The sequence below is a fragment of the Nocardia vinacea genome (assembly GCF_035920345.1).
Taxonomy (GTDB): Bacteria; Actinomycetota; Actinomycetes; order Mycobacteriales; family Mycobacteriaceae; genus Nocardia; species Nocardia vinacea_A.
This window is the reverse complement of sequence record NZ_CP109149.1, coordinates 2,196,117-2,221,024: the sequence shown is the minus strand read 5'-3', so window position 1 is coordinate 2,221,024 and position 24,908 is coordinate 2,196,117. Positions and strand designations below refer to the sequence as shown.

Annotated in this window: 18 protein-coding genes; 7 read left to right on the top strand and 11 right to left on the bottom strand. The window is 64.8% G+C overall.

Translation table 11 applies throughout. The annotated features are described in order from the left end of the window. Positions 1-257: 257 nt before the first annotated feature. The 3 genes from OIE68_RS10425 to OIE68_RS10415 form a co-directional block, all read right to left on the bottom strand. Positions 258-1,250, bottom strand: a complete 993-nt coding sequence (locus OIE68_RS10425; RefSeq protein ID WP_327099173.1) for a TIGR03557 family F420-dependent LLM class oxidoreductase — start codon at positions 1,248-1,250, stop codon at positions 258-260. Positions 1,251-1,396: 146 nt separating this feature from the next. Next, complete coding sequence (locus tag OIE68_RS10420) at positions 1,397-1,870, bottom strand: CinA family protein (RefSeq protein WP_327099172.1); 474 nt, start codon at positions 1,868-1,870, stop codon at positions 1,397-1,399. A gap of 18 nt (positions 1,871-1,888) precedes the next feature. Continuing rightward, the gene (locus OIE68_RS10415) at positions 1,889-2,668 is read right to left on the bottom strand and encodes an enoyl-CoA hydratase-related protein (protein ID WP_327099171.1); all 780 of its coding nucleotides are present in this window, start codon (positions 2,666-2,668) and stop codon (positions 1,889-1,891) included. Between the two features lie 245 nt (positions 2,669-2,913). Between OIE68_RS10415 and OIE68_RS10410 the strand changes: the two genes are divergently transcribed. Together OIE68_RS10410 and OIE68_RS10405 are read left to right on the top strand one after the other, a co-directional pair. After that, positions 2,914-4,095 (top strand): alpha/beta hydrolase family protein, encoded by a 1,182-nt coding sequence (locus OIE68_RS10410; RefSeq protein WP_327099170.1) that lies wholly within the window; start codon positions 2,914-2,916, stop codon positions 4,093-4,095. A gap of 223 nt (positions 4,096-4,318) precedes the next feature. Then, the gene (locus tag OIE68_RS10405) at positions 4,319-4,567 is read left to right on the top strand and encodes a hypothetical protein (RefSeq protein ID WP_327099169.1); all 249 of its coding nucleotides are present in this window, start codon (positions 4,319-4,321) and stop codon (positions 4,565-4,567) included. A gap of 57 nt (positions 4,568-4,624) precedes the next feature. Here OIE68_RS10405 and OIE68_RS10400 read toward each other — a convergent pair whose 3' ends face one another. The 4 genes from OIE68_RS10400 to OIE68_RS10385 all read right to left on the bottom strand — a co-directional run bounded on the left by OIE68_RS10400 (position 4,625) and on the right by OIE68_RS10385 (position 9,306). Further along, complete coding sequence (locus OIE68_RS10400; RefSeq protein WP_327099168.1) at positions 4,625-5,203, bottom strand: nitroreductase/quinone reductase family protein; 579 nt, start codon at positions 5,201-5,203, stop codon at positions 4,625-4,627. 181 nt (positions 5,204-5,384) lie between these two features. Beyond that, entirely contained in the window at positions 5,385-6,572 is a 1,188-nt protein-coding gene (locus OIE68_RS10395) for a L,D-transpeptidase (protein ID WP_327099167.1), read from the bottom strand. A 701-nt stretch (positions 6,573-7,273) separates the two neighbouring features. Further along, entirely contained in the window at positions 7,274-8,500 is a 1,227-nt protein-coding gene (locus tag OIE68_RS10390) for an MFS transporter (protein ID WP_327099166.1), read from the bottom strand. Between the two features lie 5 nt (positions 8,501-8,505). Then, entirely contained in the window at positions 8,506-9,306 is an 801-nt protein-coding gene (locus tag OIE68_RS10385; RefSeq protein WP_327099165.1) for an alpha/beta fold hydrolase, read from the bottom strand. Positions 9,307-9,373: 67 nt separating this feature from the next. Here OIE68_RS10385 and OIE68_RS10380 point away from each other — a divergent pair, with 67 nt between their 5' ends. After that, on the top strand, positions 9,374-9,736 hold the full coding sequence (locus OIE68_RS10380; RefSeq protein ID WP_327099164.1) for a MerR family transcriptional regulator: 363 nt from the start codon (positions 9,374-9,376) through the stop codon (positions 9,734-9,736). 548 nt (positions 9,737-10,284) lie between these two features. Then, on the top strand, positions 10,285-13,698 hold the full coding sequence (locus OIE68_RS10375) for a hypothetical protein (RefSeq protein ID WP_327099163.1): 3,414 nt from the start codon (positions 10,285-10,287) through the stop codon (positions 13,696-13,698). On the opposite strand, the gene OIE68_RS10370 is transcribed toward OIE68_RS10375, so the two are convergent. The 4 genes from OIE68_RS10370 to OIE68_RS10355 all read right to left on the bottom strand — a co-directional run bounded on the left by OIE68_RS10370 (position 13,685) and on the right by OIE68_RS10355 (position 21,989). Further along, entirely contained in the window at positions 13,685-17,821 is a 4,137-nt protein-coding gene (locus tag OIE68_RS10370; RefSeq protein WP_327099162.1) for a hypothetical protein, read from the bottom strand. The two genes, OIE68_RS10375 and OIE68_RS10370, sit on opposite strands and share 14 nt — an antisense overlap. Next, on the bottom strand, positions 17,818-19,263 hold the full coding sequence (locus OIE68_RS10365; RefSeq protein ID WP_327099161.1) for an esterase/lipase family protein: 1,446 nt from the start codon (positions 19,261-19,263) through the stop codon (positions 17,818-17,820). Before OIE68_RS10365 ends, OIE68_RS10370 begins: the two co-directional genes overlap by 4 nt. Positions 19,264-19,368: 105 nt before the next feature. Beyond that, positions 19,369-20,043 carry a GNAT family N-acetyltransferase gene (locus tag OIE68_RS10360; RefSeq protein ID WP_327099160.1) on the bottom strand — a complete coding sequence of 225 codons (675 nt, stop codon included), beginning with the start codon at positions 20,041-20,043 and terminating at the stop codon, positions 19,369-19,371. Then, positions 20,043-21,989 (bottom strand): RiPP maturation radical SAM C-methyltransferase, encoded by a 1,947-nt coding sequence (locus OIE68_RS10355; protein ID WP_327099159.1) that lies wholly within the window; start codon positions 21,987-21,989, stop codon positions 20,043-20,045. Before OIE68_RS10355 ends, OIE68_RS10360 begins: the two co-directional genes overlap by 1 nt. A 571-nt stretch (positions 21,990-22,560) precedes the next feature. Between OIE68_RS10355 and OIE68_RS10350 the strand changes: the two genes are divergently transcribed. The 3 genes from OIE68_RS10350 to OIE68_RS10340 all read left to right on the top strand — a co-directional run bounded on the left by OIE68_RS10350 (position 22,561) and on the right by OIE68_RS10340 (position 24,906). Continuing rightward, positions 22,561-22,752: a hypothetical protein gene (locus OIE68_RS10350; protein ID WP_327099158.1), complete on the top strand. Its 192-nt coding sequence runs from the start codon at positions 22,561-22,563 to the stop codon at positions 22,750-22,752. A gap of 561 nt (positions 22,753-23,313) precedes the next feature. Then, positions 23,314-23,838 carry an MSMEG_0572/Sll0783 family nitrogen starvation response protein gene (locus OIE68_RS10345; protein ID WP_040700719.1) on the top strand — a complete coding sequence of 175 codons (525 nt, stop codon included), beginning with the start codon at positions 23,314-23,316 and terminating at the stop codon, positions 23,836-23,838. 9 nt (positions 23,839-23,847) lie between these two features. Next, complete coding sequence (locus OIE68_RS10340) at positions 23,848-24,906, top strand: MSMEG_0568 family radical SAM protein (protein ID WP_327099157.1); 1,059 nt, start codon at positions 23,848-23,850, stop codon at positions 24,904-24,906. Positions 24,907-24,908: the final 2 nt, after the last annotated feature.

Here is a 24,908-nt window from a genome sequence, read left to right as displayed (position 1 = left end):
CGCCGGTACGCGTGCGCGGATAGATTGCTCTACGGTCACGGGCGGCGGGTGGCAGCGTTCGTTCCGGTGATGGCCACCGTCGCGGTCACGCCGACCGATTCCATACCGGTTTCGGCGGTCGCCACATCCGTGTGGATCTTGAAAGGTGCTGCGTCCGAGGGGGTTTCGGCAAAGCCGCCCGATCTCCTCGGCAATATCGTCGACGCGCCGGCCGAACGCGATCGTGCCGCCGCTGCGGCGGGCGCTGACCGGGACGTTCAGGAATCGGTATCGGCCGCACGGAGTTTCGCCAGTAGCGGTTCGGCGGCCTCGGCGAGGAACCGGTCCTGCTGTTCGTCGCCGATTTCGACGACGGCGATGTCGGTGAACCCAGCGTCCTGGTAGGGCCGCACCGCCGCCACGATGGCGTCGAGATCGGGGCCGCACGGGATCGTCTCGGCGACATCTTGCGGGCGCACGAACTGCGTCGCGGCCGCGAAACTCGCCGGCGTCGGCAGATTCGAGTTGACATCCCAGCCGCCTGCCGACCACCGGAACTGTTCGTGGGCGCGCTGAATTGCTTTGTCGCGATCGGTATCCCAGCTGATCGGCAGTTGCCCGGTCACGCGGGACCGCGCCGCGGCGGAGTCGTTCGCGCGGATGCGATGCCACGACCGAACGAGTTCGGCGTCGGGACTGGTGCTGACCATCTCGTCGGCCAAAGGACCGAATCGCTGCACCGATCGTGGTCCGGATACCGCGACCGCGATCGGTACCGGCTGATCCGGCAGGTCCCAGACCTTAGCGGCGTCGACTCGATACCACTGGCCGAGTCGGCTGACCGTCCCGCCCGCGTGTAGGTCACGAATGATGCCGATGGCCTCCGCGAGTCGCTCCAGCCGTTCCTCGAGCCCGGGCCAGCCCGCACCGATGACGTGCTCGTTGAGACTCTCACCGCTTCCGAGCCCAAGAGTGAACCGCCCTTCGGCCAGGATCTGCAACGTCGCCGCCTGCTGCGCCACAATCGCCGGGTGGTAGCGCATGGTCGGGCATGTCACGTAGGTCATCAACGGGATGCGCCGTGTCGCCTGTGCGACGGCCCCGAGCGTGGTCCACGCGTTCGGTGCGTGTCCCTGCTCCTCGAGCCACGGTGCGTAGTGGTCGCTGCTGACCAGGAAGTCGAATCCTGCCTCCTCGGCGGCGACCGCATAGCGGACGAGTTCGCGCGGGCCACTCTGCTCGGTCATCAGTGTGTATCCGAATCGGGTCACTGTCGCTCCTTTGCTCGGCGGTGGATGTCGGGGGGCTACCCGTCTACCGCGTAGTTATCGGTAGCGCTCCCCACCCATACGACGAACGGGCAAGCCTAGATCTCGGAGACAGCGTTCTCGATAGTCACCGGCCGGGATAGCGCCGGTCAGCTCGGGGTTTCGCCTATCGCCTCGCACACCATGTCGAGCGCGACTTCAACCGTCCACCTCAGCACGTCTTCGGGTTCGCCATCGAAGAGTTCATGCCGGGCCCAGGTCCCATCCTCGGCGTGGACCGCCAGCCATACCGATCCCGCCGGTTCACCGTCCTGGGGATCGGGGCCGCCCACTCCGGTCACCGCCACAGCCACGTCCGCGCCGAGCAACATCCGCACGCCGACCGCCATGGCGCGGGCCGCCGTCTCCGACACCACAGGAACCTCGGGAACGCCCAGAACCTGCCGTTTGACATCCGAACTGTAGGCAACCACCGCACCCCGCAACCACTGTGCCGAATCCGGGGCAGCACCCAACGCCGCCGACAACTGGCCGCAAGTCAACGACTCCGCAACCGCCACCGTCCGTGTCGACCGCAGGGCTGCCGCAGCCACTCGGCTCGCACAATCATCGATTCTGGACATCGAACCCCTCTGGCGGCGCTAATCGGGCCAGACGGGCGGGCGCTTCGCCAGGAAGGCCGCCATCCCTTCGCGGGCGCCGGGAAGTTGGGCGGCGGCGGCCATGACTTCCAGGGCAAGGGCGTAGGCATCCGCTTCAGGGCGGTCGAGTTGGCTGTAGAGAGTGCGTTTGCCGAGTGCCTTGCTGGCCCGGCTGCCCCGGGTGGCGCGGGCGAGCAGCTCGTCGACGGCGGCGTCCAGCTCGGCGTCTGGCACCGCTCGGTTGATCAGGCCCCATTGTTCGGCGGTGCGGGCGTCGATCGGATCGCCGGTGAGGGCGAGTTCCATCAGGCGTTTACGGCCGACGGCGCGCGCGACCGGCACCGCGGGGGTATGGCAGAACCAGCCGCCCTTACCGCCGGGGAGCGCGAACCCGGCCGACTCGGCGGCGACGGCCAGATCGCATGAGGCCACCAGCTGGCAGCCGGCGGCCGTGGCCAGACCGTGTACCCGGGCGATCACCACCTGCGGCACCGACTCGATGGTCGACATGAGCTCGGTGCACAGTGTGAGCAGTTCCCGCACGCCGAGCAGGTCGCGGGCGGCCACGTCGGCGAAATCATGTCCCGCGGAGAACACCGGACCATGCGCCCCTAGCACTATCCCGGTCGCGTCGGTCTCGCCGACGGCCCGGAACGAAGCGAGTAGTTCGGCCAGATGCTCACCCGACAGCGCATTGCGCCGCTCCGGCCGGTTCATGGTGATGCGCACCGTGTCGCCGTCCCGCGCGACCAGCAAATGCCGATACTCCAAGGCGGTCATATCTCCACCGTAGATCCCTACGGGCAAAGACACCTCCGGAGTGATCCGGAAAGGTGACCGCGCCCCGCGACGGGATCACATCCAGATCAAATCCACCGATGCGGCGCGAGCTGTCTGCTCGGATAGGTGTGGTCGGCCTGATGCGCGCGATTTCTGCTGAGCAGCGTGTTGAAGCGAGTTGTCGCGTTCTGATCTATAGCCTCGTTCACGATTGTGACGGTGTCGGACCGGATGTGAGGTGTTCGATGCGAGTTGTCCATGCGGGAAAGCGAGTGGCGGCGGTGGTCACGTTGCCGGTCGGCATCGCACTCCTGATGCCTATCGCCCCGGCGCATGCAGAAACTGCGGGAACCCTGATCGCGGAGTACCCGCTACCCGATGGTTCGCGCGGGATGTCCGATGCCGACGGCTCAGTGATCGAGTACTGGATGCGCGGCTCGGGCGGGACGACACAGCCGGCCAGCGGAGCACTGTACGTCCCGGCGGGTACCCCGCCGCCGTCCGGCTGGCCGATCATCGCCTACGACCACGGCACCAGCGGGCTCGGACCAGGCTGCGGTGGCCAGTCCGATCCGCTCGCGCACCCCGCCCAGACGATTGCGGGAGACGAAGATTCGCTGCTCCAGTACCTGGCGTCGCAGGGATTCGCCGTGGTCGCGCCCGACTACCTCGGCCTCGGCGTCTTCGACACCGGACCGCATCCATACCTCGGGATCGATACCGAGGCGACGGCCACGATCGACCTCGTGCGCGCCGCCCGCGCCGCCCATCCGGAACTGTCGCGGACGTGGGCGGTCATGGGCGCGTCGCAGGGCGGGCAGGCCGCGCTCGGCACCGGCCACCTGCAGGCTACCGATGCGCCGGACCTGGACTTCCGTGGCACTATCGCGATCGACCCCGAGTCCGACGTGGAGAAGCTTGCACCGCTGTTCGGGCCGGGCACTCCCACTCCGTCCCTCATCGCGGATGGTTTCACGGATCTGTTCGTCAGCATCTTGGCCGGGCTGCGCGCCGCCCGACCCGAGGTGAACGTCGACGAATACCTCACCCCCGAGGGCCGGTCCGTGCTCGACAGTGTCGGCGCGATGTGCACACCCCAGATCATCGACCGCGTCCGCGGCCTCAGCATCGGCGAGTTGCTGGCGAAGCCCCTGTCCGTCGCGCCCATGCCCGCTGCCGCCGACGCCTACATGACCGTACCCACCACTGGCTACGACGCCCCGATCCTGTTGTGCATCAACATCACCGACGCCACCGTCCCGTCCCCGCTGCACGGCCTCCTCGCCGCCCAACTCGCCGCTCACGGCGTCGACTTCCACACCGTCCTCGGCACCGGTAAGCACACGCAACTCAATTCCCAGATGTGGACCGCCATCGAGCAGTTCGTGGCCCGCATTAGATCCGACCCGGCCATCGGTAACCCCTGAATCCACCCTCGTCCCTGGTGGTCCCACCGGGGTAGGGACATCGGTGCTCGATGGCGAGTACTCGGGGCCTGTGCAGACTACCTTCGTCGACGCCGCCTCAGCAGTGCCTATCGGCCCACGAGAGTGGGACCAGTGGCCCTGTCCCGCCACCATCGAGCAAATTACTGTCGACCGACAAAGCCATCCACGCACGAGCCGGCAAGTAGGGTACGAGATGACATCGGTGAGATCGGATAGAGCCACGCCAGACGTCGTTGTCGCCGACGCGATCGAGCATCTCCGACACGACTTTCCCGCTGTTGCCGCCGACGCTCTCCACGCCGCCGCTGCCCGCGCGCGACATGATCTCTGCGATGCGCCGGCCAGTTGGTTGCCCGAACTCGCCGAGCGGTTGGCGTGGTGGCGACTCGAAGCGGCTTCGGGTGGGTTCCGCCGATGGAGTCCGGTCCATCCCGCCGCAACGACCCTCTGACGGTCACGACAGGTTCGCGGGGGAGTCGGTCGCCGGCCCGCGGGCGGGCAACAGCTATCAGATCGGTCGAGCGTCGATCTCATCAGCGATTGGTGTCAGGGTGACCAGAGGAATTATTCGGGTGGTCATTTCCTGATAGTCGGCGTAACCGGTGTGGGCTGCGATGACGTCGGGCCAGAGCTTGTCCCGCTCGGCCGATGACAGGACGCGAGCGGTCATCGGCCGGTTCGGGCCTTGCTTGAGTGAAACCTGGACTGTGGGGTTCGCGCGCAGGTTGTGCAGCCACGCCGGGTCGGTTGGATCACCGCCGCGGGAGGCGACGATGACGATCGCGTCGCCGTCGATGATCGGTGCGGTGAGGATGACGGTGTGCGGTCGGCCGGATTTATGGCCCATGGTGGTCAGCGAGATGGTCGGCATGCCCGTGAAGGTCGTACCGAGGATACCGCCGCTGAGGGTGGCGGCCACGTAATTCTCCAGGATCAGATCGCGCATGGATGGCCTTTCGGACAGGCCGGTAAGCAGTGGGTACAAGTCGGCGATGAAGTACAGCGCGCTGTGGAATACGTCTGTGTCGGAGGCGATTTCGCCACGTTGGTGTGAGCGCTCCAGTTCGTCCATGAGCAGAATGAACACCGGGTGAGCGCTCCGGTCTCGATCACTGCGGTCTCGAGGATCCCGTACCGTGTGGCCTGGTGCACGGTGGAGGCATCGTCGTTGTATGTCAAGATCAATTCCTTGACCGTCGCGGCGGTGAGTCGCCGCTGGATATTGCGGGGCACGCTGGGCTGCGTGACGGCTGGCCTGCCTTGTCGTGTCATGTGGGGGTGCCGCCGCGAAGCCAGTCGGACCAGGAAATACTCCAATCGCCGTTCTGCCAGATGTCGAGGGGGTCGCCGCCGGTGTTGCGGACTTCGACGACGTCGCCGGGGATGACATAGTCGTAGAACCATGCGGCATCGTTGGGGGAGATGTTCAGGCAGCCGTGTGAGACGTTGGTGTTACCTTGGGCCCACATGGTTGCGGCGAGTTCGTGCACGAAGATTCCATCGTGGCTGATGCGGACCGCGTGGTTGATGCTGGTGCGGTAGCCGCCGGAGTTGGCCGGCAGGCCGTAGCTGGCGGAATCCATGATCACCGGGTCGTTTCGGTCCAGCACGGTGTAGATGCCGGGCCGGGTCCAGAACGACAGGTATCTGCCGCCGACGGCCGCGGTGCCACCCTTGCCCATCGATGTGGGCATGGTGCGCACCAGGTTCCCGTTGTCGAAAACCTCGATCTGTTTGGTGTCGTCGTCGGCGATCGCGACGTGCGCGGGCCCGATGATCACCGACACCCGTTGGTCGCGCAGGCCGTAGCGGCCCTCGCCGAGCGCGAGTCCGAAGAGTGCGGCCTCGATCGTGATCCTGGTTCCCGGTGCGTGATAGTGCTCGGGCCGCCAGTGTGCGTTCTGATCGTCGAGCCAGTACCAGGCACCGGTGACGGCGGGCTGGGTGGTGACCTTCAGGTGGCGTTCCGCGGCCGATCGGTCGACGGGTTCATCGAAATGGGCGACGAGCACGAAACCCACTCCGTAGGTGTCGTTTTCGGCCAGCTCGACGAGATTGGCGGAGCGCAGGGAGACGTCGATGAGCTGTTGCGGTCGCACCGTGGTGCAGGTCGTCGTCGCGGTGACGTCGCCGGCTTCGCCTTGCGCCACGGCTTTCGCGGTGTAGGTGTGTCCGTAGCCGAGTGGTTCGGCGCTGGTCCAGGTTCGATGATCGGGTGCCGGTGTGCCCGGCAGTGATCTGCCCGTTTCGTCGACCCATTCGACCGACCGCAGTGTCCCGTCGGCGACCGTGACCGTGCCGGGGCTGCGCGCATCGACGTCGTGGGTGCCGGGTGGAGGATCGAATCGGATTGTGGCGGATATGGGGGGCGCGGGTTCTCGCAGCCCGCATCCGGCCAGGGCGAGACCACCCGCACCGGCGAAGCTGATCAGTAGCCGACGACGTCCCAATGCCACCGTGTGTCTCCCTTCGTTGGGTGCAACAGGGCCGACCTCTGTCCGCCAGCATGTGGTAGCTACACGCTTGCTGAGATATCAACGGGCGGTATCGCCACCGATCCGTCGCACAACCGACACCGTTCCGCGATTCATCCAGGTTTCGGGCAAGACGGGGTTCCGGTAGTAATCGCCGAAAAAACAACGGATATGGCGTAACCCCTGGTCAGGGAGAAGCTTGCTGAACTACTGGCCGTCGCGGTGGTCGAGGACTTGGGCCTGGAGGCGTTGACGGAGGTCGTTTCCTCGGGTGTCATCGGGTCGCCGGGGCGGCGGATGCGGGCAGGGGCGGGCCGGATGAGCTGATCGTCGTCGGTGGTTTGCTCGGCTTCTGCGTGGGGTCGTAGATGCCGGCGAGCGGGCCGGTGAGCAGTTCGAGCTGGATACCGCCGCCTGGAGGTCCGCGGACAGGGTCATCAGCTCGGCGGCGTTGCGGGCCAGGCGTTTGAGTTCGTGGACGGTCAGCACGACCGGTGTCTCGGGCGCAGCCTGCTTTGAAGTGATGCGCCAGCGCGAGCGCCTTCTCTAGTTCGGGCCGGGTGCATCTGTTCCGGGAGCGTGTCCGTGTGCGAGGTTTAAGGCGTCAGGCCGAACCAACGACCCGCGACCGGGCCGCGCGTCCATGCCGAGCACCCGGACTGAATTGCCACAGATCGTGTTGTTCAGCAGCGGTTTCGGCTGGCTTGTGTGCCGCCCCGGCTGGGCGCGCGATCCGTGCGGGAGGGCTGTCGAGGTCCGAAAACAGCTGGTGCAGTGATGATCAGGATGGTTCCGGCGGCCAGCGCAATGCCAGACCACAAGGGCAGGGATGCGGCCGGGGTGTGGCTCAGCAGGGCGGCTCCGAGTGCGGAGCCACCGGTTATGCCGAGTTGGTAGGACACGACGTAGGCGCCGGACGGGATGTCCGGGGCGTCCGGAGCTGTGCGTAGGACGGCGTGTTGCAGGATTACCGGCAAGGCCGCCGCGGCGGCACCCCACAGCATGACGAGGATGAAGACGATCCAGCTGAAGTGCGCGATGCCGAGCGTGGTGACCGCGCATGTCAGTGTCATGGCCACGGTGAGAGCAGTGCGACGCGGATGGGAGTCGAGCGCGCGTCCGACGAGAGTGACACCGAACAAGCCCGCAATGCCGTACCCGGCCAGAACGACCACCAGCAGCGATCCGCTCAACCCGGCCGGCGCGATCAGCAGTGTGAGGTAGGTGTAGCTCACGTAGTGGCCGACGACCAGTGCGGTCGTTACGAGGCAGACTACGAGAACCGGTCCGAGACTGAATGTTCCGCGGGTGCGACCCTGGCGCGGTGGTGGAGGTGTTTCGGGTAACGCGGCTCGCAGCAGGAACGCGGTGGCGCCGGCCGCACCAGCGAGCGCGAGTGCGGCTGCGCGCCAACCCAGTTCGTGTGCCAGTCCGGTAACGATCGGCGCACCAGCGATCAGGCCCAGCGAAGAGCCCGCGAAGACCACCGCCGTCGCCCGGCCGCGCATTCCGTCCGGTGCGTACCGTGCTGCTACCACGGGGATCTGCGACCACACCAGGCCGTGTGCGATCGCCGCCACGCCGCGTGCCAGCGCCGCGACCGTGAAGTTCGGAGCCAGACCGAATGTCACCTGTGAGAGGGCCAGCAGCACAAGGGATACGGTGAGGGCGCGGCGCCGGTCCAGCCGCCGACAAGCCCACACCGCGGGCAGCGTCGCCGCCCCGGCCGCGATCGCGTACGCGGTGAGCAGGAGCCCAGCCGTGGCGGGGGCCACGTGCAATCCCATGGCGAGATCGTTCAATGCGCCGATCGGGAACAGCTCGGCGGTCAGGTACACGAACAGTGCCAGGCCCAGCACCGCCAATCGTCCGTACAGTGCACCGGCCGTGGTCGTTTGCGCTGCGGCCATTTGCGTCATCGTGGCAGGCGGTCCAGGAAGGCGGACACCTCCGCAACCCACGGCCCAGCTTCCGCAGGCGTGAAAATATGCCCGGCCGACGGGTATTCGATCAGCTCGGCACCGGCGATGCCGGAAGCCAACTGGCGAACGGTATCCGGCAGCACGACCCGGTCCTCGCCACTCACGACGACGAGGGTGGGCACGTCGACGGCGGGAAGCAGCGGCCGAATATCGGTGCGGCTCACCAGCTCTACATGATCGGCGCCGCCGACGGGGTAGCCGGCGCGGATCTGCCGGACCGCCGCCGCGTGCTCGTCCTCGGACACGCTTGTGAGCGTTCCAGGTGAGTTGGCGTAGAAGAGCAGCTCGGCCAAGGTGTCGAAATCGCCGCGTTCGGCCAGATGCCGCCACACCCGGACCAGTGCACGTACCTGCGCGTCCGGATACACCAGCCCGACGGTGAGTACCAGCGCGCTGACGTGCTCGGGGTGCCGGGTGGCCGCGGTCACGGCGACAGCAGAACCCAGCGAAAGCCCGACGATCGGAAATCGTTCGGCACCAGCCTCCAAGGCGGTCGCGACCACGGTGTCGGCGAGTTCGTCGATCGACAGCGGCGCGGTCGCCTGCGGTGTTTTGCCGGCGCCGGGATAGTACGGTCCGACGAAACGCCGATCCGCAATGGTGTCGATTAGTGGTGCGAAGTTCTCGCGGACACCACCACCGGCACCATGGGCGAGGGCGACCACCGGACCGGTACCGCTGTCGACGACGTCTACCTGGTCCAACAACTGCTGACGCTGTGCATCGGAAATCATGCTGCGAAGTTAAGCGTTGACGTTGGCGTGAAGGTCAAGACGAACTCCGGACCACGCAGGGCGCGGCATGCGGATCGGTGAACTCGCCCGCCGCTCGGGCACGACGACGCGCGCATTGCGCTATTACGAGGAGCAAGGCCTGCTCGCGTCCGAACGGACCGGCAACGGCTACCGGGACTACAGCGAGCCGTGTCTGGTGCAAGTCCGCCAGATCCGGGCACTGCTCGACGCCGGATTCAACTCGCAAACCGTCGCGCAACTGCTGCCCTGCGCCAGCGGCTCGCGCCCACAGCTCGAACTGTGCCCCAACATCGTCGCAGCCATGCAAACAACCTTGCAGCGGATCGAATCCAACCTGGAGACCCTCAGCAGCCACCATGCAGCGGTGTCCTCGTTTCTCGAGGGTGAATCATCCTCGGATTCCGCCTGAGAAGATCCGCCCCGGCACACGGGTTGCCCGGCTGCCCGCGATTACTACCGGAACCCCGATACGCTGGGCGTATCTGCTCATGCCGCATAGCGCGCGGTTCGAAACGGCCACAGCTGGATGTCAAGCAGGACCGGTGATTCAGATATCAGAACAGTGTGTCGCGCATTCGTAGGGGCCGATAGCCGGTCGGCCCGAGCTGCGCCAGCTCGGCGTTGATGTCGACCTCGATCCCGCCACCCGGAGTCAAGTCGGGTTCATGTCGGTGGGTCGGCCTGAACAGGGAACAGATTCCGCAGGCCGTTGGTCAGCTGGTGGACACAGGCCGCGTGGGAAGTGAAGGGAACGGCGGCGGTTCGGCGCGGTGGGCGCCGCCCTCGGAGAGTTCGGTGCCGCAGGTAACGGCTTGCGCCGCCGTGCCGATCAACCGGCTAGTGAATACACCAACAGCGGGTGTGCCGGATAAGCAGAGACCGAAATTCACGCCGGGGTTAGCAGGCCGAGCGTCGCGATCGCCGCTGCCGCCGCCGAGACCTCTGCTGGGCGTCTCGATGACAGATTTCCTGAGGGCCATCGGATTCGGCGTCTCTGATGACGATCTCGCGCAGGCGGCCACCGCTGTCGGCGGATTCGAACGACTGAGCGCACTAGCCGATCCGGGCGGCTCCGCGCGGGTGGTTGGTCCGGCCTGGAAATCGTTGCTGGACTTGGCTTCTGCCGGCCAGAACTCGGGGGCGCTGTCTCGTGCCGAGTTGCTGGGGCAAGTGCTGGTCCGCGCCGCATTCGTCGACGCGGCTGCCGATACACGCGTACTCACCTCGTCGCTGGGAGGCGCAGGGTTCAACTGGATCCGTACCTGGCATGGGGTCAACCTGCGGCTCGCGGGGAGGCTGTACCGCTACGCACAGGAGGTGAGCGGAGCCGATACGAAACCGTCCATGCGGGCGACCATGAACGCGGCGCTCGAATGCTGGTTGGTAGTCGAACATCTGGACAGGTACTCGACGGACGCCAATCGGCGCGCATGGCGTGGAATGCGCGCGGTGGCACAGCAATTCCTGGCGCGCACCGCCGATGATCCGGGACCATTGCTCACAGCCGCCGCGGCCGACTTCGACATCGCTGAACAGTACGGCGACCACACGCCACAGCATTACGTGCTGAAAGCCGAAGTGCACCAGCGACTGGCGATGATCACCGAGAACGACGCGGAACTCGACGCCTCCCACGACTGCCTCGTCGCCGCGCGCGATACGGCCGGTATCACCACCGCCGTGGCCGCCGGATGGGCAGGACTGCTGTTCGCCCGGGGGATTCGTGGGCTTCGTGCGGCCGGTGCGCGACTTCCGATGACCAGCGGCGACGTACTCGACGAGGAACCCGACGCCGATACCGCGCTCGGCGCGACCGGACTGCGCGCGGCCGCAAGCGCCTTCACCGCATCTGCACTCTGGTGGGACAACGTCATCGGCGGGATGCCAGGCGCGAGCGATCGGGATCTGCGGGCCCACATCATCAAACGAGGTCAGGCGTGGCAGCGGGTGGCGCATTCACGGCGTCTGCTCGGTCTGCCCATCGATGCCCCTCTCGCACTTGCTATCGCCGATCTGCGGGCATGCGCCGAACCCGGCGCACCGATCTCCGGCCCGTATCTCCCCTGGTCACTCCAGATGTGGGCGCGGTCGTTGGTCGAGCGCAATACACCCGAAACATTGGCGACCGCCGTGGATGCGGTTACCGAGGCGCTCTCCTACGCCGAACGGCATCTGAGCGCGGACGCGATCTTGGTCGACCGGCTCGAGGCCCTCGCGGTCGATGTGCGCTTGCGGCAGGCGGTACACAACGACGATATTCGCGCCTTACGCGGCCACCTGCCCGAGGCGCTTGCCAGGGGCGATCAGCGAGCGTCGGTACGGGTGGCGTCGGTGGCATATGCGGCTCGCACGCTGTGCGCGCGAGCCGACCCGGACGATCTCGAGCTGATCAGAGCGGTGGTCGACCATCTCGAGTCGGTCGCCCTGCAATCGGCGGCGGGTCACCGGGTTTTCGCGGCGAGTCATGCCGCCGGTCTGCTGATCGGTTGCGACGGTGGCGGACCGGTCGGAACCTGTGATCTGGCGGTACTGCGACGGATCCACATGCTGATGGGGATCGCGATCGACGCGTCTCCCGACACCACACACCTAGCTCTGCTGTTCGGATCGGCACGCGCGGCCAACAGGTACGGGCGCGGCGTTCTGCTGGGCGGCAGCGACGACGACCGTCGCCTGGCATTGGAGCTGTACGACGAGGCGATCGCGGCCTTCGAAAGGCTCGTCGAGTCAGCGCAGCCGATATGGCTCGCCCAGCTTGGTGACGGCGGGGTGACACCCGCATCGATCGAAACCCAGGACAGTGCCTACGACACCTCGGAATGGTTCGTCCCCGAGGAGATCACGACCACGAGTCTGATGGGCGACGCCTATCTGCGGCGGCACTCGCTGCGTCGCGACGTCGAGGATCTGCGGGCGGCCATGCGTTGGTTCGAGCGCAGCTCCGAGCTCGGCAACCGCACCCCGGAACAGTTGAGCCAACTGGGGGAAGCGTATCTGCGGTACGGACGCCGCACTGGTGACTCGGCCTTGATCGAACGGGCGCTCGCCCTGAAGGACGAATCCCGCGCGGCGAGTGTGGCGGAAGGCAATACACCAGCACGCGAAGGTTACTCGGCGGCCGCGGCGGCCGCGTATCTGCTGTGGCGGCGGCGTGGCGAGCCCGCGATATACGTCGCGTCGGCGCAGCGTGCCGCCTTCGCCGCGGCGGTCGACCCCCGATGGCCATGGCCGCTGCTGCAATTGGTGCAACATGCCGAGGCACCCGCGTCCGTCCGTGCGCTATTGCCCTCCGAACCACCGACAGACGACGCGACGGGAATCAGCGCGCCCCCTCGGATCTGGCGTGCCGTCCGCGCAGGGGAGATCGACTTCCTCCGCCACCACGGCTGCGAACTGGCGATCTCCACCGAAGAGTTCCGAGCCAGAGCGTTGGGCGGGCAGAAGAACCGGGAAACCTTCGTTCTCGACGACCCGCACGGCCTGCTGTCGTCCACCCTCGTCCTGAAGCCGTTGACCAGCCGTGCGGCCGCGGAGGCGGAGGTTGCGCGGCTCGAGTCGTTCCACTCGTATGTCTCGGCGGGAGTACCGGAGTGGATCCGCGCGGTGCGCCCGTTCGCCGTGGTAGACCCACCGGACGGCACCGAGTCGCACTACGCCGCGAGCATGCGTGCCGCGGGCGTGCCATTGTGGAGCCTGGCCGACACCGCGTCGGGCCGGATATCCGGCTCCGCCGTGCGCGCGGTTGGCCGCACGGTGAAACTCCTGGCGATTATCCATGCCTGGCGAGGCGCCCCGCCGTCTCGGGAAAACCATCTGCCCTCCGAAAAGACCAAGCTCCTGAACGATTTCAAGAAGCTCGGCTACTCGGAGCCCTGGGAGCGCGCACGGCTGTGGCAGGCCCTGATTCCGGCGGATCTGCCAGTGGTCGGAAAGCGCGACGCGCACACCGAGAATTGGCTCGTGACCGATTCGGGGGAAATCGTCGCGGTGGATCTCGCGTCGTCGCAGTTCCTTCCGCTCGGCCTAGAGGTCGCCCAATTGCTCGAAGATGTGCCCTTCTTCGATACGTCGCCGCAAGGACTGGCCGCCCGTGGGACGCTTGCACGCGACTATCTCGGCGAATTGTCCCGTAGAAGACCGGATTTGGCGCCTATCTTGCCTGAGGTGGATTCCGATCGGTGGGAGCGGGCATACGCGTGCTTCGCGGCTCGCCGGGCAATTTACCTGATCCGCAGATTCTCGCGGTCGGACGCGTCGACGGCAGCTCAGGGGGTTCGCCGGCTGGATGCGCGGCGAGTCGGTCATGCCGGGGCGGTCCTGGACTGGGCTTTCGATGTGGTGCCGGAGCTGCGGATCATCATGGGAAGGTGACGATGTCGAGCACGGCGATCCCGTCGTCGAAGGTGACCATGATCGAGTTGTCGTCGAGGGCTGTCAGAGCGGTTGCCACCGCCGAGATGCCGAGAGTGCGCAGTAGCATGCCGGTTTCGGCGTCCCAGATACGCAGCGTCTGATCGTCGCCCGCAGTCAGTAGGCGCGGTCCAGCCGGGGTGGAAGCTGCGGCGATCGCACGGACCGGGCCACGATGCCCGACCAGTCCGACCGGCGTCTCGTCGGTGCTCACCGTGTCCCACAGCCGGACGACGTCGTTGTTGGTGGCCACCGCAAGCAGTGGCCTGTCCGCAGAGGACCGGACGACCGCTATGCCGTTCACCTTGGCCGATAGCCCGGTGATGGTGCCGAGATGAGTGTGGGTCTCGGCATCCCACAGATAAACTGTCGCATCGTAACCGCCGGAGGCGAGCCAGATCCGGCCGTCGATACCGACGAAATCGGTGACCACGCGCGGACGATGCGACGATGCGGGTGTATGTCCGAGGGACGCGCCGGACAACGGATCCCAGAACGCCAATCCGCTCCGAGTTACGGTCACCACCCGTGTGCCTCCGCTCTCGGCAGTGAAATGAGTGATCGCGGAGACGGGCCGCCCCGCATCGATCGTCGCGACGACGTCGTGATCGCGGGTGACGAAAACGCTCCCGCCGGTATCGGCACTGACCAGAAGGGTTTCGCCGTCCGCCTCGGTCAGTACCCTGAGCCCCGTCACTTGCTGATTGTGGACCGGATATGGCGCGGCGACCGCCGTACCACTGCCGACGGCGTACCGGTGGATGACGCCGTCCGCGCCGCCGGTGACCAGGACGGCCCCGTCGTCGGCCACTGTCGCGGCCGTGAGCCGCGGCGGCGAATCCGATGACGTCAGCGATTCCGCTGTGCTCCACAGACGCACCACGGCATCGTTCCCCGCGGTCGCCAATAGCAGCCGGTTATCTTCGGGAACGAAGACGGCCGCGCGGATGCGGTCGCGATGACCGGACAGTGTTCGAGCATTCGCGTCCAGCGAGGCTCGGAACAGGTGAACTATTCCCTTGTTGTCCCCAGCTGCCAGGATCGAGCCCCCGCTGGGCAGCGGTGCCGAAGCGATCGCGCAGACGCCGGTATTCGCGCGCCGCACCGAGGTGCCTACTAATTGCGCATCGGTGAGGCTCCATCGGATCAGCTGGCCATCGTGACCAGTCGACAGCACCGAGCCTGCCGGGTTTCCCGGCCAGGAAGTCAAACCGCGCAAGCCCCTACTGTGTCCGGGGCTGGGGCCGGGGCCGGCCACCGGCGTCGGGACACCTTCGCGCCATACACGTACCGTTCCGTCGTCGTATCCGGCGAACAGCACGGTGCCGTGATCGCCGGTAATCGTGCACACCAGGCCGCGAACGCCCGTGCCGAATCCGGGAAAGCCCCAGACCGCTTCTCGCTCGCCGACATCCCACAGGACAATATCGCCGCGATCATCTCCGGTGGCCAGCAATACGCGGCCGCTGCGGCCGGGGAGCACATCCATGGCGCGGACCGGCGCGCGGTGTACGCGCAGCGGTGCGCCATGCGGCAGACCGGTCATCGGATTCCACAGCCGAACGGACGTGTCCTCACCTGCGCTCGCGAGGAGGGAATCGAGTGCCGGAACTTCGGCGATCGCGTAGATGCCGCCTCGATGTCCCGACATCGGCCTGCCGAAAGCCCGACCGGTCGAGGGATCCCACAGTCGCACGATGCCGTCGGAGCCGCCGGAACTCAGCAGGATTCGCCCGCCTGCCGTGCGGACCGTGGCCAGGGCGTGGACCGCGCCACGGTGACCGCGCAGCGTGAGATGTGGTGATTGCGGGGCTAGCAGCGCCCATCGGACCGACCAATCGCCGGGCAGTCCCGCGTCGGTTCGGCTGCCGCCGAACCGGGCGGCAGCGAGCTGGAATATGCCTCTCTTGTTCCCGGTATCGGCCGCAGTCAGCACATGCCTGCTACCCAGTACCGCCATGACCTGAGGAGGTAGGTGGAAGCGGCCGAACGCCGCGCGCGCCGCGGCCGAAGCGAGGGATTCGATATCGAGTCTGCCTATGACGTAGTCGAGTTCGCCGAGTGCGTCCCACGAAGCACCGCCGCCGTCGGCGATATGCGCGGCGAGATAGGTGGCGACATACGGATTCACCTGCGTGGTTTCCCGGGCGGCTAGCATCAGCAGCGCATCGGCGACTGTCGCACGGTGGCTGCGGGTTTCGGGCAGTTCGGTGAAGGATTCCGCGAATGTTCGATGGGCGAGCCGATAGACGGTCTGCTCCCGCTCCCGGTCGATGACGAGGTAGGCGGCGGCCGATCGCAACAGCGTTCGGATCTGCTCGTTGCCGATCGTGACATCCGGTGCCAAGGCCCCGGCGACCTCCTTCCAGACTCCGTCCCGAATCGGCAGCCCTCGACCGTGGGCAAGTGCGAGGGCGTGCAGAAGCGGCCGCGCGCTCGGTTCCGCTGCGGCCAACCTCGTCACGGCCCGACGGAAAACCGCTCGATGATCCCCGCGCACGACGGCATCAAGTGCGTCGAGGTCAGTGAGCAAAGCCGGGTCCGCCTGCAACTCCGCGACGACGAGGTGCGCGAACAGGAATCCGGGCGCATGGGTCGCAATGGTTGCCGCGGCGCCGGCAACAGCCACCGGATCGTGGTTCGGTGTGCCATTTCCAAGCAGACGGGACGCGACATATCGAGCGACAGCCGCGGGTTCATGGAGGATGCACAAGGTGTTGCGAGGGTCGGCGTGTAGCGCATCGAGCAAGTTCTGATCCTCTGGTACCGGACGGTCCGGCTCACTCCGAGTCGATTGCCGTGTGCCGACGATGACCCGAACACCTGGCAGCAGTGCCAATGGCCGAATCACGGCTTCGGCGACGGCAATCGGCTCGACCGCCTCATCGAGCGCGTCCAACAGCAGTGTCGTATGGGAACGTTCGCCGAGACGTGCCAGCAACCACGCCGATCGATCGGAGTCGTCCGCCTCGGGCGGTCGCCCGAGCGCGAGCCGCATGGCGATATGGTCGACGAGATCAGCCGCGTTCATGCCGGTGAGGTGGACGGTCAGGTCGAACGTACTGTCAGGCGGGCGCTGGTCGTCCGGAACGGGATCGAGCAGCCCGTGCCGGATCAGGACTTCTCGAAGCGTTGGTGCACTGCGCACGGCCAGTTGCCCCAGCAGCGCCGATTTGCCGGATCCCGGTCGGCCGGTGACGACCAGGAGTCCTGAGGACGATTCGGCAAGCCAGGTCACTATCAATCTGCTCTCGGCGACGCGCCCCTGGAAGAACCACGAATAGTCATCTCCATCGCCGCCTTGTGCTTTCGCGACGAAATGCCGACGTTCGTGATCGTCGAGATTCCTGAGCGCGCTGCGGATCTCGGCCGCGAGATCGACCATGGTCCCCGTTATCGCCGGAACGCGCCGAAAGAGAGCCGCGTCGATGATGGTCTTCGGAACCACCTCCGAGCCCGGGAGGAGCCGACGCAATTCGCCTGCCAGATCCCATAGGGATATGCGTGATTCCGCACCGAAGGTGTCCTCCAGCGCGGTTTCGAGTGCCGCGCTGAACTTTCCCAGATTCGTCGGACCGTCGCCGGATACTCCGACCAGCAGAAATCGGCGGTTCGCCAGCTGGACCTGGAGATCCACTTCATTGCTCAGTCGTTGGACGAAAATCGCCGACGCGCAGGCGTCTACGACGATGATCAACCACTGATCCTGATCGTAGGGATCCACGCGTGCGGCAATGACACTCGCGAGTTTGTCCGGCGTGATCGATCGCGTCCAGTCCCGGTCCGGACTCTTCGCATGCGCGAGTGCCGCTTTGGTTCCGACGCGCCAGCCGTGGCCGACCCAGAGCAGCAGGCTGCGCTGCGCACCGGACTTCGTCCATGCGGTGAGACGGTCGTCCACAGCATCGGACCCCCGCTCCGGCATCGCCGCATTCCACGGCACCGCGGCCACGCCGAACTCCTGTAGCGCCGCTGCGACACGGTCGATCTCATCTTCTGCGGTCGGCAGCGCCAGATGCGTCTGCCCCGGGTACTCCCCGATAGCTACGGGAAAGAACTCCAGCGCATCCTCATCCTCGATCACGGTTGCGCGGGCTCGGCGGCCATCACCAATTGACTGACCGGGGAGCCCCCGCCGCCGGTCACGGTGATCCGATACAGTCCCGGCGCGGGAAGGGTGATATCGGCGACGAGTTTGTCGTCGGTAGGCATCAGGTCGGGATGGTCCAATTCCTCGCCGCTGTCGGCGTCCGATACGACGCACATCGCCTGGAGTCGCGACGCACCAGCGATCTCGGCCCGCCACCCGATACCGGGTTGGACATGGTCGGGTACGTCGATTCCGATACCGTCGGAGTTGCCGAGTCTCGGCCCCCGATCCTCGATGCGATGGCGCAGAACATCCAGGATGAAATCGATCGCCTCGGCACAACTGGCGAGACTTCCGTGCTGTTGCGAAACCCGTTCGAACATGCCCGCCCGTTCGGGTACGGCGGAATTGCGAGGAACGGTGCCGTCGCCGAGGCCGACGAATCGACTGGGGATGCCGTTGGCCATTCGTTCCACATCACCGTTGGGCGCCGGTCGGAACGTGTAGCCCTGCATGGTGATCACGCCGTTGTCGATGGTGATGCTGCTCGGTGTCGGCTGTCGCAGCCCGACGAGCGGAAGATGTTCGGTAAGTGCCCGACGCGTGCGATGTGTGTCGAACGCGGCCTCGGCGAGTTCGTGGATCCCGCCGAGGTTCGCGATATCGGTCGGCGTCAGATGTCGTACGTCGAGGCCGTCGTGGACGCAGCGGTACATCGGCAGCAGGTCGTATATACCTGGCATCGTGCGCGCGACATCCCTGAGCCTGCGCGCGGGTACCGGTGCGCCTTCGCCTGAGCCGAGAATCACCGCGGCCTTCACGGCCCCGTCGAAAGGCGTGCCCATCGTGACCGTCGCGCTGATGGTCCGCGTGAGTTCGCCATCCTGTGGCATGGCGCGGCACAGCAGCCCGCCCATGGAATGCGCGACGAACACCAGTTGAGCGTCGGGCCGGTCCGCTCTTTTCCGCCATCGTTCGAGGTGGTCTCCTGCCGCCGCCGCAAGCAGAACCGCGTTGTGCCGCACCGGCAGTCGCCAGTCGTATCCGAATTCGAGTACCGCTTCGGGGTGAATAGAGGCCCTCCGAATCGCCTTCGTCAGCGGACCGTAGGGTTCCATCCCCGAGACGAGTGGCATATACGCCGGAAATCTGAGCAGTCCATTCGGCAGCACCCGGCCGGTCTTTCCCGCGAGTTCGTCCTCGGTGAGGGCGAGCTCTTCGAGTCCCTCACCCCGACTCCACGCCCGCACGTACCAGCCGAGTCTGCACAAACCCCACAGCGGTCGCCGCGACTCGGCGTCGATCAACTCGGTGCCCATGATGCCCGGGACGATCACCACCGCGTCGTCGCTGAGGTGCCGACGCGTCCCCAGGGCGTTCGGCCATGCTAGCTCCGGAATAGCCATGACGTCGGCCCCCTCGTCGATGCTGTGCAACTGCCTGAGATCGTAAGGGCCGCATGAATCGACACGCCAACACGACATACCGCCGGCCGAGGCCACCGAGGCCGTGGCGCCCCGTCGGGGCGGCTACCACCCGGGTCACGGGATTCGCACCGTCCATCGACGACTCGATGGTTCGAAGCCGAGACCGAGGAACAATGATGCCGGCCCCGGGTTGTCGGCACTGACCGCAAATCTGATCGCAGGGAAGCCCCGAGTGCGAAGCGATTTCAACCCTGCGTTCATGCACCAGGTGCCTACGCCACTGCCGCGCAGCCGTGGGTGCCGCAGAAGATAGGCCAGCCAGATCCCCGACAGCTCTGGAATCGAATTGCGTAGATTTGCCACGAATGCGGCGACTACATCGCCGTTGCGATCAATCACAATTGAGCTCGCATCGTGCAGCGGGCCAACGATTTCTCCCGATAGCAGCTCTGTCAGGTGCGATGTTGCCTGGAGAGCATTTCCCTGATGATCCGGATGCTCGGGCGGGAGGGCTACAGCCAGTAGCTGTGTGAGGTCGACCAATCGATTGATGTCGAGTTCCATGATATGGAGCCCAGGCAGGGCTACGCCTGTCAGCGGTAAAGGATTGGTTGCGCCCGCGAACACCATGCGTTTGCGTCCCACTTCTGCGGTGGGGCACATGCTGACAATACGTTTGCCGATATCGTATGGTACGTCCAATATTTTTCCGGCGCTTTTGCTCAGCAGTTCCGCCAGCGCACGGTCACTGTAGTAAGCCGTGGTAGATATCGGCAAAGGCGACGCCACTATGCCCTCGTGACCGAGAGCGTGGGCATTGAAGTCATCACGTGCGACGGACGCAGCCGGAGCTCACGTACCGGCAGGGCGAGGTATCGGCCACCTTCCGATAGCGCTACACCGGAGTCTTCCCACTCACCGAGGAGTCGAGAAAGCTCGTCATCGTTCAGTTTCCCGGAAAAATCTCGGAGGAGACCCGATTTTGCGCGGATTCCATCTATAGCGAGGAAGAGATCAGCTTGCGGACCTTCGAGTAGTAAGTTCAAAGGGTCCTGTCCACGTCGTAAGATTTCAACATGGTCGAGCCCTACGCGATATAGGAATGAGTTTTCATCGTATCGCGAAGGCCAATCATGCTTTACATAATCCGATAATGCGGTGCGCGCTGCTTCCAAGTCGTCTGTCAGCGTAGAGGGGTGCTGACCCCTGAATCTGTAGGCGAACTCTTCCAGGTCAGGGGCTGAATTGCCGAACATTGCCGCGTAGAACAGGGCGGGTTTCGGCCTGTCGAATCCGAGAGACTTCCATTGCTCGAAGTAGGGCGCGTATCGGTTCAGCTCGATTGGGAACACTCCACTTGGAGGAGGAAGATGACTGATTGCTGTGGCATACTTCAGTGATATCTCGTAATCATCGACCGATTCACCGATTACATGCGTGAGTATATGATAATAGGGAAAGATACCGGCCTCGGCGCACCACTTGATAGCACGAACATGCTGTAGCGCAGAGTTGCCTTTTTCCATGCGTTTGAGCAGGTTCGACGAAAAGCTTTCGATACCGATCTGGAGCATTGCGAAGCCTGCGCGAGCGAGCGCATAAATATTTTCTTTGCGTAGATTATTCTTCACATCGGTCAAGAATTCTACATTGAATCGGTCCGCAAGCTGCTCGAGTGCAGGCAGAAGATCGCTCATGTGTTCATTCGACATTATACTGTCCGCAAAAACAACACGACTGGTCCGCTGCTCTCGAAGTATGCGTTCCACTTCCTTGAGGACTTCACCAGCAGATTTCTGACGGAAGGTAATGGCATTCGAGTGTATGCCGCAGAACGTACACTGGCGCCGTTCGCCCCACCAGCACCCGCGCGAACCTTCGACATAGAAGTTGGCCGGGACTCCCGTGATCGATCTGAAAAGTTTGTAAGCGGCACGAAAATCGCCATAGTCGGGGAACTTCACGTCACTCATCGAGGTCGCCGACTGGCGGGTAGAATGAGCAGTGCCCATTCGATCTCTCCATGCGAGATTGGGAATATCACTGAGATCGATCGGCTGGCGGACATCAGATTCATGTAATGCCTTGAACAGGGGAGTCAGGCTCGCATCGGCCTCACCTCGAACCATGATGTCTATATCGGGGACAGCATCGAAAAGCGCTAGGCCCATGGGATCTTCACATTGACTTCCACCCATCACGACGATCACATCAGGTGCGAGTATCTTAATGATTTTCGCCCACGCCAACGATGCCGCAGTCTGGGCGATCGTCAGCGTGAATCCGACAATCGTACACTGTTCGATGAAATACTTACCGAAGTAGTCGGTAGTGAATGTGCGAAATTCATTCGCGAGAGCCCAGAAGAATTCTTTCGGAAAATCGGACGCTTCCAGCGCATCCTCGATAGCCGGCATGCTATCGTCCGCTGGGCAAAGATCCAGGCCGTCGATCGCCCGCAATATATCGCCACGGGTCTGAGCGCGACTGAAATCGGTACTCGACAACGCTCGCCACAACAGCCCGCATATAATTTCCCCGACCTCGTCATGGCTATATGCAAACTCCGCCGCGGCGGGACCATACCGCTCACTGATCCAGAGGTAGAAATCGATGTTTGGGTGGTATGTTTTGCTGTCGACCGGTATATCACTGATGTGACGCTGAACAATTGCGAGGCCCAGCGGGGCCTGCCGCGGCTCGAGCCACGGCAGGCTCAGAAGTCTAACTGTCATTTCGAGGTTGTTCCGAGAGCGCCGCTTGTCTCCTACAGAACAACCGGTTTTCCAGGCACATTACGCAACCTGGAAACCATCGCAGACTCCAAGCTGGCCGGTGCCGCAGCGATATCACACGCCGCGACAGACCGCGGCTTTTGCAGGTACGCGGTTATCGACAATTCGGCCAGCCGTGGGTCGCCGGCCACATCACAATTGGCGACTGCGCGCGGAGAAAGGTCGGCAAGCGATTCCGTCATTGAAAGCTCCATCCAAGCTGAGAAATAGACACACGACCCACCGGCCGCGATCTCCTCGATTCTAAATGCTCATGACGAGGACAAACCGGCTTCCGCCAACCGCGGAAGGATCTCGCCTTCGGGTCGGCACCTCAGGCAAAAGATTGCCAGCCAACCAAAGAGGCAGACCAGTTTTGGTCTATTTATCCCGGTTCGTCACTGCCGCACTTTCCTTACAATGTTCGATGACTGGCTGAGCGGGCTGTTCAACCAGCGCAACCGTGATCACAGGGTGGCGATGTCGGTCGGTCGATGCACAAAACCACGATGACGGCAACCAACGCCGCGAGATGCTGCGCGCCAAGATCAGCACGGCAGAGACCGAACTGACGCGGCACCGCACCGCCATCGCAGGCATCGCCTTTCTCACCCTGGCCGTGGCCATGAACACAGCACAAGCCGAAAAGGCCATAGCCCAAGCCGAACTGGAACAGATCCCCCAGATCGTTGTGCTGACGGCCGCCCAGATCAACAAGCTCTAGCACGTAGGACCACCCCTGCGGGGCGCTGTCGGCCGTGCTCGACGCTTTGTGTGGTCGTCGAGAGGAAGCGTCCTGCTTGTTCCGGTCGTCCAGTGCGACGAGGTGTGTTTGCTGCGGATCAGTTGACCGGGCGCGGCGGAGACCGGCATCGGTAATATCTCGGAGTTCATTGTTACCGGGAAGTTCCTGTGTCGTGACGGCGCAGAGCGAAGCGGTGTTCTGGTGGTTAATTCATTTCTGGTGAAACGCAGGCATATGTTTCGCGGTGTAAAGTCGCTTGCCGAGGGTCCAGACATTCTCACGTGCTAGTGATCGAAATATGTTGCAGGCGAACGTATTTCGATGATGGTCGGTCTCGAGTGTGGTGAGGTTCGGATAACGCCTAATTATTCTGGAAGAAACCATTCGGCAATGGTTCACGCGTGAAATTCTCGTATCCGAACGCTGCGAATCGCAGCAGTAAGGGATTTAGCAGCGCTTGGCCCGAACCGGGAGTCGGCCCGAGACCGAAGCCTGGGGCGCCGTCAACACATCGCAGGAGGAACCGTGTCCGCACCCACCATCGCCGAGATCGACAAGGCCATCGAGGAGAACATTCAGAAGTCTCTCGCCGAGATCCCGCACCCTGCGCTGCCGAAGGGCACGAATATCTATGGTGCGACGAAGATCTTCCCCGACTATCAGGCCGAGGCGGGCGAAACCTACTTCACCCTGGTGCATGGCATCGCGCACGAGTCGTCGGTGAGTTTCGTGGCGATCCTGCAGGCCACCAGGGCGTTGCGCAAGGGCTTCGATTCGGCGATCTACTTCTACGGTCCCGGCGCTATCAATGCCGTTGCCACACGGGGCTTTCCGACCACCGGCGACAGCGGTTTCCCGGGTGAGCAGAACATCAATGAGGCGCTGGCGACCTTCATCAAGGAGGGCGGCAAGGTGTTCGCGTGCCGATTCGGGCTCGCCTTGCACGGTGCACGCGAGGAGGACCTCATCGAGGGTGTCATCCCGGCACACCCGCTCGATGTCCAGGACGCGTTGATCCACTACGCGCGCAAGGGCGCCATCATCAACTCCACCTATCAGCTCTGAGGTGACCCGATGACAGGTCTGTCCACACGAGTCGATCTGGCATTGCTCGGCGTGCGCGCCGAGGTGCCGGTGGGGCGCCGCTCCGGTGCGGGTCCCAGCGACGACGGCCATGTACTCATCGACGGCATCGGCGCCGCCGTTCCGATCCGCTCCGACAGCCCCTTCGTCGTGGCGGGCAACCGGCTGCTGCGCTCCGGCACCGATATGGGCATCGAGATCGAGCCCGTGCGCAGGCCCAGGTTCTACGACCTGGCCACCGCCGACGGAGTGTCCTACGAGAAGATCGCCAAACTACATGGCTCGAACGTACTGGCGACCACGGTGGTGCAGACCTGCATTCGCTACGGCGAGGACCAGCGCTGCCGGTTCTGCGCCATCGAGGCCTCGCTGGCCGCGGGCAGCACCATCGCGGTGAAACGGCCCGACCAACTCGCCGAGGTCGCGGCGGCGGCGGTCCGCCTGGACGGGGTCGAGCAGATGGTGATGACTACCGGAACCTCGGCGGCCAAAGACCGCGGCGCCCGGCATCTGTCTCGCTGCGTGCGGGCGGTCAAGGCGGCCGTGCCGGAACTACCGATTCAAGTGCAGTGCGAGCCGCCCGGCGATCTGCACGTGCTCACCGAGTTGCGCGAGGCGGGCGCGGATTCCATTGGCATCCACGTCGAATCGCTCGATGACGAGGTGCGCAAGCGGTGGATGCCGGGTAAGGCGACGGTGCCGCTGAGCGAATATCGGGCGGCTTGGGCAGAGGCGGTGCGGGTGTTCGGCCGCAATCAGGTCTCGACCTACCTGCTGGTCGGGCTCGGCGAGAACCCAGACGAATTGGTCTCCGGCGCAGCCGAACTCATCGATATAGGTGTCTATCCGTTCGTGGTGCCGTTCCGGCCGCTGGCGGGCACGCTGGCCGTCGACGCGGACGGTGCGACCGCACCGACGCCGCAGCTGCTGGCCGACGTCACCAATCGGGTAGCCAAGGAATTGCAACGGGCCGGGATGGTCGGTGCGGACCAGCGCGCCGGATGCGCCGCCTGCGGGGCGTGCAGTGTGCTGCAAAATGCGGGCGGCTGAAG

What these genes read in the sequence shown, in the direction of transcription:
- OIE68_RS10390 (WP_327099166.1), bottom strand. Translation starts at nt 8,500, where the DNA reads ATGGCCGCAGCGCAAACGACCACGGCCGGTGCACTGTACGGACGATTG.
- OIE68_RS10385 (WP_327099165.1), bottom strand. Translation starts at nt 9,306, where the DNA reads ATGATTTCCGATGCACAGCGTCAGCAGTTGTTGGACCAGGTAGACGTC.
- OIE68_RS10375 (WP_327099163.1), top strand. Translation starts at nt 10,285, where the DNA reads ATGACAGATTTCCTGAGGGCCATCGGATTCGGCGTCTCTGATGACGAT.
- OIE68_RS10340 (WP_327099157.1), top strand. Translation starts at nt 23,848, where the DNA reads ATGACAGGTCTGTCCACACGAGTCGATCTGGCATTGCTCGGCGTGCGC.
- OIE68_RS10410 (WP_327099170.1), top strand. Translation starts at nt 2,914, where the DNA reads ATGCGAGTTGTCCATGCGGGAAAGCGAGTGGCGGCGGTGGTCACGTTG.
- OIE68_RS10355 (WP_327099159.1), bottom strand. Translation starts at nt 21,989, where the DNA reads ATGACAGTTAGACTTCTGAGCCTGCCGTGGCTCGAGCCGCGGCAGGCC.
- OIE68_RS10380 (WP_327099164.1), top strand. Translation starts at nt 9,374, where the DNA reads ATGCGGATCGGTGAACTCGCCCGCCGCTCGGGCACGACGACGCGCGCA.
- OIE68_RS10415 (WP_327099171.1), bottom strand. Translation starts at nt 2,668, where the DNA reads ATGACCGCCTTGGAGTATCGGCATTTGCTGGTCGCGCGGGACGGCGAC.
- OIE68_RS10350 (WP_327099158.1), top strand. Translation starts at nt 22,561, where the DNA reads ATGCTGCGCGCCAAGATCAGCACGGCAGAGACCGAACTGACGCGGCAC.
- OIE68_RS10420 (WP_327099172.1), bottom strand. Translation starts at nt 1,870, where the DNA reads ATGTCCAGAATCGATGATTGTGCGAGCCGAGTGGCTGCGGCAGCCCTG.